Below are 13,071 nucleotides of genomic sequence, written 5' to 3'. Positions count from 1 at the left end.
CTCATCAATCATAGGTCTCCATTCCCTGGACTCCCTTTTTGTCTGTCAACTTAAAGAGTAGTCCACGTTTATTGGGGGACATTTTCATTTTGGCTTAGGGGGCATTATCATTTTGGCGCGACATTTTATGAAACATTTTATGAAACATTTTATGAAACATCTTTATGAAACATCTTTATGAAACATCTTTATGAAACATCTTTATGAAACATCTTGACCAAAATACAGCAATACAAGACACTATAAGAAAACAACAGGACTGAAAGCACCGATAATTTGCTTATCAACTTGATTAGACTGATCTTTAATTGCAATAAGGAAGTTACCTAAACTACTTTAATTATTAATACATGAGGCATCATCTCACTTATATTGCAACTCATATAGCAGTTGCTATCGTTGCGCGACTGTTCTTTTTTAGATACGATTTCAATCTGGAATTGGGAAACTCAAAATAAATAAAGCGTATTCACCTTCCTTGGATTCACAAACAATATCACCACCAAAACCATTCATAACCAATTTACAAAAAGACAAACCTATACCAGTACCCATAAATGTTGTCGTATAGAAATGATTGAATAACCGACTTAATTGTTGACCATTCATTCCCTTTGCAGTGTCTTTAAAATATAAATAGTGATACTTATCCCCTGATTCGGTCCAAATTGTAATCTCCCCTCGTTGTGCGGTAGCAATGGCATAAAGTGCATTTTTTATTAAATTGAACAAAATATGCTGCATTAGCAATTTGGAGCCTCTGAATTGAAAATCTCCACTCCAAGTGATTAAAGTTCTTTCTCTGGGCGATTGAAACGGATATCGGGCCATCGCCTCTGATAAACATTCTGCAATAGAACAGGTCTCTAAAATGCAATTTTGTAGTATATTATCACGACTTGCTTTTATTAATAACATATCGATTATTGTGTTGGCATAATCAATTTCGCTTACTATTCGATTACTGACACCACCAAGTTGCAATAACAACCGTTCCCGTAAAGGAACTGTTATTAACTCTTGCTTTTTAGCCAATTGATAACCTTCAATTAACCTCGGCAAATATTGTACTAAAGCTTGTGCCCCACTTCTTATTCCTAACAAGGGCGAGCGCAATTCATGAGCAATCATCCCTGCCGCAGCAGCCATTCCAGCTAATTTTTGTTGTTGTAGCATTGCGGTTTTATAATTTAAAGTGGAGCCTGCAATAATAGTAAAAATAATAACCAAAGTCATTTGTATATGTTCTTCCCCAAAATACATTTGTGGAGAATAAATATAATAACTGATTAAAGCAAGACCAACTCCTAGCGTCAATACGATGGATAAACTCAACAAGTCAACGAGCAAAACAAGCAAAAATACACTACACAATAAAGACATTGCTGAAATAACACTCGCTTGATTCATCAAAAATAAAAATGTAAAAAAATAAGGCAATGTAAATAGAAGAGCAAAAAACCAATACCAGGATAAATATTTCTTCCATTTTAAAGGCCAATAAGGAGTGAGCATCAATCCTAATCCCAAAAAACTTCCCATAAGACGTAACGGAAGATTTTCATAAGGCTGAGGCAGCGTAAAAGCCCAAATAATATAAAATAATGGGAACCCTACAAATGCTATTGCACCGACTGCAACCAATTGATGTGCTGAATGGGAGAGACTACGCTGCATTGATTCATCTAGATGCTTCACAATGGTTTTTAGTTGCCACATATCTGATCCTTAAATTAACTTCCAACTTTCTCATTATTCTTATCCATCTAGGAATAGTAATAAATTTCCAAACCTATTTGATAAAACAAATTTCTTATTAAAATCACCTGATCTTTTCTAGCAGGGTTCTTTTTAAGCTTGAATCAATGCTATGATCTTAGTTTATCCAATAAAGTACCTATGTATCTCATGAATTCAAAAGTCGTACGCATTGCAACAAGACAAAGTCCGCTTGCTTTATGGCAAGCTAATCATGTACGGGAATTGCTTTTAAAACAATGGCCAAATTTAACCATCGAATTATTGCCCATGATAACTTCCGGTGACCGATTTCTTAAAGACAAACTATTATCTGCCGGTGGAAAAGGGTTATTCGTTAAAGAATTAGAGGAAGCTTTACTTGATAAAAGAGCCGATTTAGCCGTTCACTCCACAAAAGATATGCCAGCAATACTTCCAGAAGGACTTTCATTATCCGCAATTTGCAAACGGCATAACCCTTTTGATGCTTTAATAAGTAAAGAATTCACCAGCCTGAACAACCTGCCTCAGAATGCTGTTATTGGGACATCAAGCCTTAGACGCCAATCTCAATTACTGGCCTATAGACCAGATCTAGAAATCAAAACGCTCAGAGGAAACATTAACACCAGACTAGGCAAATTGGAATCTGGCGAATATCAAGCCATTATCCTTGCCGCGGCAGGCTTAGAAAGAATGGAGCTAGATCACCTAATCACTGAACTAATATCCGATGAAATTATGTTACCTGCCTGCGGCCAAGGTGCCTTATGCATAGAATGCCGAGCCGACGATCGGGAAATACAGAGACTCGTTAACAGTTTGAACGATCCTCTGTCGGCTCTTTGTGTCAACACAGAGAGACGAGTCAATGCTCAATTAGGAGGCAATTGCCAGGTTCCTCTTGCTATTTATTGTACCGCGACAAAGGTAAATCAACTTCTTTTAAAAGCAAAAATACTTAGCCTTGATGGTTCTCAAATTATTTTCGATAGCCAAAAAGGGAATTGGGAAGAGGCAGATATGATTGCCGACAAATGTACTCAAGCATTACTAAACAAAGGAGCATCAAATCTGCTTAGCGCTTGCTAATTAAATTCTCTAAAAAGAACAATAACTGTGCTCTGAAACACAGAAGCGAAGAAAATGACAGTATGTGCCCATTTTTAGTAGAATAATTAACAAATTCTTACAGCTATTTCATCATGACTATATCGCTAAAAGGCTTACGTATTTTAAACACTAGACCTAAAGGACAAGCTCAGGCGCTTAATAAAGAAATTATTGAAGCAGGTGGAGTGCCAGTAGAGTGTCCTGCCTTGGAGATAATATCCTCTCAGAAGAACTGGATAGCCCAATTACCTGATTTAAGCGCAATAAACCAGGCAATTTTCGTTAGCCCAAATGCAGTTCGCTATAGTTTGAGTAAGTTGGTAGCTAAAGGAATCCATTGGCCAACTAGCATTCGAGTAATTGCCATTGGCAAAGGAACAGCAAAAGCGCTGACTGAATTCCACATACCAGTCAATGACGTCCCAGAGTTGCCGAATAGTGAACATTTGATAACCCTTGATTCATTACAAGAAATAAAAAATCAGCAAATACTTTTAGTGAAAGGTGAAGATGGAAGAAAGCTTATTGAAGAATACCTACTGAGCAAAGACACAAAATTGCATTCTCTTACAGTCTACAAGCGAATCATACCAATGATCAATAAAGAATTTATTAATTCTTTGTGGCGCAATGACTTGGTGGACATTATACTGTTAACAAGTGAGCATTCCCTGCGTAATCTTTTTAAAATGTTTAGCAAAGAGGGGCAGATATGGCTACAAAACAAACCCTGCCTTGTTATAAGCGATCGCCTTGCTAAAACGGCCTCTTTATTTGGTATTAAAAAGATTCTTGTTAGCCATCCAGACAGGATGATAAATACGTTATTTGACTATAAGGATTAATCCATGGCCAATAGCAATGATGAACAAAAAAAAGCAACTTCAGCAAAGCATTCTCAGAAAACGGAACCTATCAAATCAAAAACCCAAACCCGATTCTCTAGTTATCCCTACAAATTCTTATTGTCTGGATTAGCATTTCTTTTTGCTCTCATCGCCATCACCATCTCAATTTACTCTATTCAATTTACCAAGCAATTTCAAAATCATCTATTTATTCAAAATAAAGAATTAACCGCAGAATTAGATAAAATAAAAGAAGAGCAAAATAATACTCAAAACCTAATAGATACTAATGCAAAAAGCTTGCAACAAGCCCAGAATGATTTCACAAAAAAAATTAATGGCCTAAATAAAGAATTACAAACAGCCATGCGACAACGATTATATCAAAACAACGATTGGTTGCTTCTAAAAGCACGCTACTATCTTGAATTAGCTCAAATTAATGCTCATTGGAGTGATAATTTTAACGTTTCAGTAGCACTTCTACAACAAGCAGACAATCTTTTAAAATCTATGAATAACCCCAAAATATTCACTGTTCGACAAATAATAGCTAAAGAAATTACTCAATTAAAATCCATCCCTACTGTTGATATTGCAGGAATTTTGAGTCAATTGGATGCTGCTCAATTGAATGTTAACAGCCTTTCAGTTCAAGCTTTAGTGGAAGAAAATAAAGTTAGCACTAATATCATTTCAGAGAAATCTAACACCCCTGGATGGCGTAGCCAATTACAAGATAGCATGAATTTTTTAGAGAAACTAATAGTTGTTCGTCGTAATAATGAAAATATCCAACCTCTTATCTCCCCCCTATATGAGGCTGCTGTAAAGGAAAATATTCGGCTTAATCTTCAAGAAGCACAATGGGCTGTTCTAAACAATAATCCAATGGTTTATCAACTGGCAATAAATCAGGCTAAAGCAAACCTGAAGAAGGCCTTTAATGAAAATGCTCATAGTTCCATTGTCTTACTTAAACAATTAAATGAACTGCAAGGTATTAAGCTAACACAAGAAAAACCTGTTATTGGGCAAGCAATTCCACTTATTAATCAAATGATTGACAACCAGAAATCCCTTATCGAGCAAGTAAACGGTGAGAAAGGAGAAAACTAAGAATGATACGTATTCTGTCAGCTTTTATTATATTACTGCTTTCTGTCGTTCTGGGTATTCAGCTTAATAAAGATCCTGGTTATATATTAATAACTATAAATAATTGGACTATCGAAACCACTTTATGGTTTGCTGCTTTTGGTTTGTTTTTTCTATTTATTTTCACCTATCTTTTTATTCGATTTTGCAACAAAATTGCAAAAACACCTCGTATGATAAAGAAATGGCATTCTCGACGTCTGGCGCAAAGAGCTCAAGCCACCACTCGAAAAGGATTAATAGAATACAGCGAAGGTTATTGGCAAAAAGCAAAAAATCATTTAATCCAAGCCTTACCCAATGCCGATACTCCTCTACTTAATTATTTAACAGCAGCCAGAGCTGCCCAAAAAATGGGCGACAGCACGCTGCGTGATCATTATCTTCGCGAAGCACAACAATCCATGCCAGAAGCCAAAATAGCGGTAGAATTAACACAAGCACAGTTACAACTTGCAAACCATCAATGGGAGCAGGCATTAGCGACACTAAAACATCTTCAAGATTTGGCTCCAAGACATCACTATGTCTTAAAATTGCTAATGAATCTTTATGAAGAAATAAAAGATTGGCAGCAATTGATTACCCTTCTCCCTGAATTGAAAAGGAACCATATTATTTCTGATCAAGCTTTTGAACAATTACAACTAAATACTTATTTGCAAGCAATGGTTGACTTAGTAAAACACAATCAATCAGAAAGCGTTACTAAACTTTTTCTTTCCCTTCCCAAATCATTAACCACGAACCCAGAAATTATTGCTGAATATACTCTTTTTCTAATTAAAAATCAGGAATATGAACAAGCTGAACATCATTTAAGACGCTGCCTTCGAAAGGAATTTAATAACAAACTTATCGAACTTTATAGCCTGCTTCCTTGCGAAGAAAATCAATTATTATTTGTAGAATCATTACTCAAAAAAAATCCTCACTCTTCCGCATTAAATTTATGCCTGGGACGTATCTGCCTTACCCGTCACTTATGGGGAAAAGCCAAATATTACCTTGAGCACTCTATTGACTTAAACCCAACTCCTGAAGCATTTGTTGAGCTTGGCAAGCTTCATGAAAAATTGAATGATCCTCTGTCTAGTGGAATTTGTTATAAAAAGGGGTTAGAGTTAATAACAAAAAACTTTAGGGACACACTTTAATATTTCTATCTAAATCATGATCCTAGGATTATGACAAGCATCATTGCATTCCGTTTCTGTTTTTTCAACCTGAATAGTGATATGTTGAATGTTAAAATCTTGCTTTAATTTATCAGCCAGCTCTTTACGCAATTCATCCGTTAAAGGTTCCTCAGGCATATAAAGATGCACTGAAAGAGCATTTTCTTTAGTACTCATTGCCCAAATATGTAAATCATGGATGGATTGTACGCCGGGTATTTGTAGAAGAAAATCACTTACCTTAACCCAAGAAATATGGCGGGGAACACCGTCAATAATTAATCTGAAGCTATCTGCAAATAATGACCAAGTCCCTTTTAAAATAACTATGGCAATTAACAAGCCAACAATGGGATCTATCCATAGCCAACCTGTTAAGTATAATATGGCTGCTGATAAAACAACACCTACAGAAATCAATGCATCATAAAACAAATGCAAATAGGCACCCCGAATATTGAGATCATCGGAACCACGCAAAAACAATAGTGCCGTTGTAGAATTTACAATTATCCCAACCCCAGCCACTATCATTACCGACACTGCTTGCACCTCTGCGGGTGAAAATAACTTGTACATAGCATCAGTAGCAATGATTCCACAAGTAAATACCAATAAGGCACCATTCATTAGCGCTGCTAAAATAGAAGTTTTCTTGAAACCATAAGTAGCCTTCTGGGTAGGCTTCCGTTTCATTAACCCAGTCGCAACCCATGCTAAAACTAATCCTAATACATCACCCAAATTATGAAAAGCATCAGCCAGCAAGCTGGTAGAGTTCGCTAAAGAAGCAAAAATAATTTGCATTACCACAAAAAGTCCATTCGCAGTAATTGCAATAATAAAAGCCTTGTCGTAAGTCACCTCATCATGCTCATGATGGTGGTGAGGTTCATCGCCATGGGAATGCCTATTCATAGGTCTCCTGCTTGCTTATCATCAGAATAATAATTAATCCCAATTTTGATTCGATCTCGTGTTTTTTGTTTACGCCAAGCATTAGTATCCCGTAAAGAATAAACACATCCACAATATTCTTGCTTATAAAATTGCTCTCTTTTGGCAATTTCATACATACGCTCAGAACCTCCATTTTTACGCCAATTATAAGTCCAATAGATCAAATCTGGATAACGACTTACGGCACGAACTCCGCATTCATTTATCTGATCCATGTTTTTCCAGCGAGAAATGCCAAGAGAACTACTAATGACTGGAAAACCATGTTCATGCGCATATAATGCCGTTCTTTCAAACCTCATATCGAAACACATTGTGCAACGCTTCCCTCGCTCTGGTTCCCACTCTAAGCCTTTAGCTCGAGCAAACCACTCCTCTTTATCATAATCAGCGTCTATAAATGGAATATTATGCTTTTCAGCAAATCTGATGTTTTCTTCCTTTCTTATTTCATACTCTTGCAAAGGATGTATATTGGGATTATAGAAAAAAATGGTAAACTCGATTTCAGAAAAAATTAGTGCTTCCATCACTTCGCCTGAACATGGGGCGCAACAGGAGTGAAGCAATAATTTTTTAGCGCCATTTGGTAACTCTAATCGTTCTCTAATTATAGTCATTTTTTACTTCCGGCAAATTAATAAAATGTTGGCGATAATAAACCAGTTCATTAATTGAATCTTTTATATCATCCAAGGCTAAATGTTTCGATTCTTTAATTACCCCACTCATTAATTGGGGACGCCAGCGCAATACTAATTCCTTTAAAGTGCTAACATCCAAATTTCGATAATGGAAATAAGCCGCCAGATCTGGCATATATTTATATAAAAATCTCCTATCCTGACAGATGCTATTGCCGCACATAGGAGATTTCCCTTTATCAACATACTGTTTTAAAAATTCTATTGTTAGCTGCTCTGCCTGCGTTTCACTAATGGTACTTTCTAATACCCGCTTCACTAGCCCCGATTGATTATGTTGTTTTGTATTCCATGCATCCATAGCATCCAGGAGAACTTTAGGCTGAAATATTGCCATCACTGGCCCTTCAGCAATTATATTAAGATGAGGGTCAGTGACAATTGTGGCAAGTTCAATAATTCTATCCTGTTCAGGCTCAAGGCCAGTCATTTCTAAATCAATCCAGATTAAATTTTGATTATTTTTCATTTGATTTCCAAGAGGTCAAAATCTGCTCTACACAAGCCACGCGACTTTGGTGCATGGCCTCCTTAATGGCTTTGCTTCATAACCTTGTGCTAAAAAGATTTGTGGCGTCACTTTAACACATTGCGAAAATATTTCATGCCATAATTGAGCCTGGTAATAATTAACTGTTTTACCACAACTCTGTGCATCAGCCTGACAAGCAATTAATATTTTATAAAACAATTGAGGTCGTCTAAAAGCATCCGAGTGTTCCAAAAGCTTAACTATTGTACTCGAACGCAAATCTAATACTCTATGAATATTCAAATGAATTCGTGACACAGCAACAGCTAAATCACGATAATCATTAGGAATACGTAGGCGAGAACATAAGTCTCGAATTATTTTTATCCCATTTTCTTCATGATCATAGTGCTTTGGCCATGCGTGTATTGGTGTTAAAGCCTTGCCCAAATCATGTACTAATGCAGCAAAACGTATTAATGGTTCTTGACTTAATTCGGACGCCGTTTGTAATGTCATTAGAGAATGAATGCCACTATCTATTTCTTGATGATATTGATAAGGATTAGGTACTCCAAACAAGGAATTCATTTCAGGTAAAATCACTTTTAATGCATCGCAAGATCGCAAAGACAGAATGAAGTGTTCCGGATTTCTCTCTCCAAGGCTTTTTTGCCATTCTTGCCATACCCGCTCAGGAACTAAATGAGATAACTCGCCACGCTTTACCATAGAATACATTAGCAAACGAGTTTCATTCGCTATTCTAAATCCTAGATGATAGTACCTGCTAGCAAAACGAGCGACCCGCAAAACGCGCACAGGATCTTCAACAAAAGCTGGTGATACATGGCGTAATATTTTCTTTTCGATATCACGCTGACCTTGATAGGGGTCAATTAAATGTCCATGCTCATCCATTGCCATGGCATTAATTGTTAAATCCCGCCTTGCTAAATCCTCTTCCAAAGTAACTGATTTGCTAAAATCACAAGTAAAGCCATAATACCCAGGAGCTGATTTGCGTTCTGTTCGCGCTAATGCATATTCTTCATTGGTTTCAGGATGTAAAAAAACAGGGAAATCACGACCTACTTGCCTGTAATGTTTTTTTAATAAATCTTCCGGCGTCGCACCAACTACTACCCAATCACGTTCTTGGACAGGAAACCCTAATAGTCGATCACGAACAGCACCACCAACTAAGTAGACTTTCATTAAATACCATTTCCCTTCATACTATATTTATTAATTGTTATCTTAAAACGCAGTTGACCTGTATGAATATCTACCGCACTGATTTTTAGGATTATAGTATAGATTAACACTATGAGTAAAAGACGAATCAATAAACAGCAATCGGCGCGTATTGCTAAAATTCAGCAAGCTTATCATGAATGCATGGAAAATCATCCGGATGATTTGATTGATGGTTTAGTTATTTCCCGATTTAGTAGGCACGCAGAAATTGAAGACACGGAAGGAAAGCGAATTCTTTGTTCTATCCGTCCTCATCTAGATACTCTTGTTGCTGGAGACAGAGTCATTTGGCGAATAGAAGGCAAAAAACAAGGCGTAGTAGTCAGTCTCTACCCTAGAAGCAGTGTGCTTGCAAGGCCAACTGCTTCAGGACTTAAAAAACCTGTGGCTGCTAATATCACACAAATAGTAGTTGTGATTGCACCAAAACCAGAAATCAGCTGGCCATTGCTTGATAGCTATTTGATCATGGCAGAACTACTTCATTTGCACGTCATTATAGTACTCAATAAAATTGATCTTCCATGTCAAATACTTAAAGAGCAACTTATAAAAGATTATCAGTCTTTAAGCTATCCGGTCATCATGATCACTAACCAAACTCCTGATAGTATCAATCCGCTGAAGGACGCCCTTAATAATCAAGTTAGTGTATTTGTCGGTCAATCAGGAGTAGGGAAATCTTCATTAATTTCAAGTCTATTACCTCATGAAGAGAATATTATAATTAATAAGATATCTACTGGATCCGAGCTAGGGAAACATACAACAAGAAATTCACGCTATTATCACTTGCCTAGTGGCGGAGCTTTAATAGATTCACCTGGAGTTCGAGAATTTAGCCTATGGGATATTGATTGTTCTACAATTGCTCAAGGTTATAAAGAATTCGCACCTTTTTTACCCAAGTGCAAATTCCGCAATTGCACGCATATTGATACACCCCATTGTGCAATTATTGATGCCGTAAGTAACAACTTAATCTCAATGCAAAGATATGAGAATTTTGTGAAATTATGCTCTCAGTTTGGAAAATCCAAAACAAAAATTTGAAGTGGCAAATTCTTTGTGATTCTATTACGGTGAATATAAACAAATTTAGCTTGTTGTCCCAAGAAAGTCCAATGCTTTTGAACATTGTTGCGCTTCCTCTTTCTCTAAAATAGTTAAAATAGGGCGACTGATGCGTCTTAAGTAGGTCAGCATATTTTCCTTTTGATCTGATTTGATTGAGTATACGATTTCTTTAAAGGTCTCTAAGATATTTTCTACCTTTCTTGAATTTTCTCTGCCAATTAAAAATTTTTTACAATCAACTTCTTGATAAGATCCAAAAAAGCGAGTTGAGCTCTCAGATTGTGGCATACCAATATACCGTAAACGACTGGTGACATAGGTGATACAATTATCCAAAAATTCCTTTTTAGCATTAACCGGATCATCAATTTGCAAAGTTAAAATTAAATTTCTTTTTTGCTGCTCGTCAAAATTTTTCAACAGTTCAGTAAACAAAATATTGACTCTTAATTGAATTAACAGTTCGTCATTATTTTGGGCATAAGTGTGTATTAATTCATCCAAAAAGCCAATGATTTGTTCATTTAATAACTTATCTGATGTCTTAAACTGCAACAAAATATGTAATAATAATTCTGGTTCAAACCAATAAACATCAATTTTAGGTAAATCTCCACTTTCTACAAGGCGACACCATTCCAGTGTTGAATCATAATGCGTAAACCATCTACAAACGCTTTTCCTATTTTGATAGGGAATAATATGTTTATTCATTACTTCTTTATAAACTGATACCAAATCATCGATTTTATCTACTATCAAGCAAGGAACGAATTGGTCATATATTTCTTTTGCTTCTGAGAAGACTTCATTCTCAATATCCCACAAGCTAATCATTTCACCAGAAAAGGGAAAAATCTCGAAAGAAGTGGTAAACAATGAAACCAATAAAGTTTTAATACGATATAATAAATTATCTTTGTTAACATTCGCTCCCAAATTATCATAGGTTTTAATTCATTATAAAACGACGATAATTCTTTATTTATGGCTTTTAATGCCGGGTTAATTTGATATAACCAGCCCGCCATAGCTTTTAATTCTTCATCCACATCATAAGCTTTCGCCCTATAAATTGAGATAAATAATTCTAAAAGATAAATCTCTCTCTCTTGGTACGGAATTTTAACTCCATAAAGAAAATTAATATCAGCTAACTCGTATTGGTATAATAGTTTAAAAAAATTTTGTACTTTATTTTTAAATAATTTAATGTCAGCACCCGAATCTTTAGAACAATAATAGCTTTCGATTAACAGCAATAGTTGAGGTAATATTTTCAATGGAAATTTCCCTTTAGTCTGTAAGTTAGGGAATACTTTCTTTTGCAAAAAATCCCAAAAATTATCAAATTTTTCTTCATTGATAGAAAAATTGGCATTTTGTTGCTTACTTCTAGATAAGCGAGCTAATTCCTCAATAGTTACTTGCTCCAACTTTCTAAAGTGCAATTTCCTGCAAGTTGATAATTCCAATTTATTGCCAAGCAAATGCTCACATAATCCTCTTTTTCTATACAAAGTTTTTTTGTCATATCCAAGATAAAAATTCTCTAAATGAGCTGTTTCAGTCAATGGAGTCAGGTTATTAAAATCTACTTGATTTGTTATGCAAGGAAGCAAAATTTGCAAATAATTTTTTCCTGTAAATGGTGCTATCTCATGGGCAAAACTAACCCAAATCTGATTTACAGTGGAAGGGTTCAGTAAATAATCATCATTATCATCGTCAATAATTTGTGCTGCTCGCTCCTTAAAACATTTCAAAACAAATTGAATATCATCTGAAGTTAAAGGATCCTGATCTGCGCGAAGCATGAATCGCTCCAGCAAAATAACAGTAAATTTCTCATCACTTGGAGAAAGTTCTTTTGATTCTTTTAATTCACTAATAAATCTATGGATTTGTTCTACTAACATTAGAAATACAGCCTATCCTTAAACTAAAATTGATTATAACCATATGACAACTCAAAACATTTGGCAATAATATCTTATTTAACTCCCTCCCATATAATCATTTCAAATTATCCTAGAAAAAGCAGCTGATAGCGTAGCAAGCAAGATAATAACGGAAGATACTAGGCTTATTTGGATTTTTTCGCGAAAGCAGTAGTCACCACTACGGTGAGTGAACAAATTCAAAAAAGTTCAGTAGATTCAGTGGCATTAGCTTGCGCAGTAGGTTTTAACTAATTTTTCTAGGATTATCAATATTTCCATGCTCAATGAGATTTTTTTCTAATATTGCCTTTCATAGATTCACTGATACTTTTATACACTGAATCAAAATCTGATACTAAATAAATAAAGCCGACACTCTCTATTGTGGATTAAAAACAATGGGGTCTTAAAAAGAGATATTGTGCCTTTCCTTGATTCAAGATTAGCCTATAATGACTACATTAGTTATTATAGAAAATAAATTAGAGGTATTTTTGCTCTAATTTATCTTGAAATAGGATTTTAGAATAACTAATTCTGCTTGTTATTTGATAAAAAAAGACGGCACAAGGGCCGCTTTAGTAAAAAAGCCTGGCGATGACCTACTTTCGCATGAGG

At 35.5% G+C, this 13,071-nt stretch carries 11 protein-coding genes and 1 pseudogene; 5 read left to right on the top strand and 7 right to left on the bottom strand.

All coding sequences use genetic code 11. From position 1 onward, the window contains the following. Window positions 1-429: 429 nt before the first annotated feature. Entirely contained in the window at window positions 430-1,719 is a 1,290-nt protein-coding gene (locus OK13_RS12240; RefSeq protein ID WP_035891187.1) for a sensor histidine kinase, read from the bottom strand. 189 nt (window positions 1,720-1,908) lie between these two features. On the opposite strand from OK13_RS12240, the gene hemC reads away from it, so the two are divergent. From hemC to OK13_RS12220, 4 genes are all read left to right on the top strand, one after another. Continuing rightward, entirely contained in the window at window positions 1,909-2,832 is a 924-nt protein-coding gene (gene hemC / locus OK13_RS12235; RefSeq protein ID WP_035891190.1) for a hydroxymethylbilane synthase, read from the top strand. Window positions 2,833-2,945: 113 nt separating this feature from the next. Beyond that, window positions 2,946-3,698, top strand: coding sequence for a uroporphyrinogen-III synthase (locus OK13_RS12230; RefSeq protein ID WP_035891184.1), 753 nt, complete (start codon window positions 2,946-2,948; stop codon window positions 3,696-3,698). A 3-nt stretch (window positions 3,699-3,701) separates the two neighbouring features. Next, complete coding sequence (locus OK13_RS12225) at window positions 3,702-4,820, top strand: uroporphyrinogen-III C-methyltransferase (protein ID WP_035891182.1); 1,119 nt, start codon at window positions 3,702-3,704, stop codon at window positions 4,818-4,820. Between the two features lie 2 nt (window positions 4,821-4,822). Next, window positions 4,823-6,016 carry a heme biosynthesis HemY N-terminal domain-containing protein gene (locus OK13_RS12220; RefSeq protein WP_035891180.1) on the top strand — a complete coding sequence of 398 codons (1,194 nt, stop codon included), beginning with the start codon at window positions 4,823-4,825 and terminating at the stop codon, window positions 6,014-6,016. Window positions 6,017-6,025: 9 nt separating this feature from the next. Here the strand turns inward: OK13_RS12220 and OK13_RS12215 are convergent, their stop codons facing one another. From OK13_RS12215 to OK13_RS12200, 4 genes and pseudogenes are all read right to left on the bottom strand, one after another. Beyond that, window positions 6,026-6,955, bottom strand: a complete 930-nt coding sequence (locus tag OK13_RS12215) for a cation diffusion facilitator family transporter (protein ID WP_035891179.1) — start codon at window positions 6,953-6,955, stop codon at window positions 6,026-6,028. Next, window positions 6,952-7,617, bottom strand: a complete 666-nt coding sequence (locus tag OK13_RS12210) for an epoxyqueuosine reductase QueH (RefSeq protein ID WP_035891178.1) — start codon at window positions 7,615-7,617, stop codon at window positions 6,952-6,954. The genes OK13_RS12215 and OK13_RS12210 overlap by 4 nt, the downstream gene beginning before the upstream one ends. After that, window positions 7,604-8,170, bottom strand: coding sequence for an oligoribonuclease (gene orn, locus OK13_RS12205; protein WP_035891175.1), 567 nt, complete (start codon window positions 8,168-8,170; stop codon window positions 7,604-7,606). Before orn ends, OK13_RS12210 begins: the two co-directional genes overlap by 14 nt. Further along, a pseudogene (locus tag OK13_RS12200) lies at window positions 8,160-9,391 on the bottom strand (multifunctional CCA addition/repair protein). The gene orn and the pseudogene OK13_RS12200 overlap by 11 nt, the downstream one beginning before the upstream one ends. 111 nt (window positions 9,392-9,502) lie before the next feature. Between OK13_RS12200 and rsgA the strand changes: the two are divergent. Beyond that, window positions 9,503-10,486 (top strand): ribosome small subunit-dependent GTPase A, encoded by a 984-nt coding sequence (rsgA, locus tag OK13_RS12195; protein WP_035891173.1) that lies wholly within the window; start codon window positions 9,503-9,505, stop codon window positions 10,484-10,486. 45 nt (window positions 10,487-10,531) lie between these two features. Here the strand turns inward: rsgA and OK13_RS15925 are convergent, their stop codons facing one another. Next, window positions 10,532-11,347 carry a hypothetical protein gene (locus OK13_RS15925; protein WP_277619307.1) on the bottom strand — a complete coding sequence of 272 codons (816 nt, stop codon included), beginning with the start codon at window positions 11,345-11,347 and terminating at the stop codon, window positions 10,532-10,534. After that, window positions 11,344-12,429 (bottom strand): hypothetical protein, encoded by a 1,086-nt coding sequence (locus OK13_RS15920; RefSeq protein WP_277619306.1) that lies wholly within the window; start codon window positions 12,427-12,429, stop codon window positions 11,344-11,346. The genes OK13_RS15925 and OK13_RS15920 overlap by 4 nt, the downstream gene beginning before the upstream one ends. Window positions 12,430-13,071 lie beyond the last annotated feature (642 nt).

Source organism: Legionella norrlandica (assembly GCF_000770585.1).
Classification (GTDB): Bacteria; Pseudomonadota; Gammaproteobacteria; order Legionellales; family Legionellaceae; genus Legionella; species Legionella norrlandica.
Note: the sequence above shows the minus strand (reverse complement) of the source record. Positions and strands in the feature narration are given on the sequence as shown.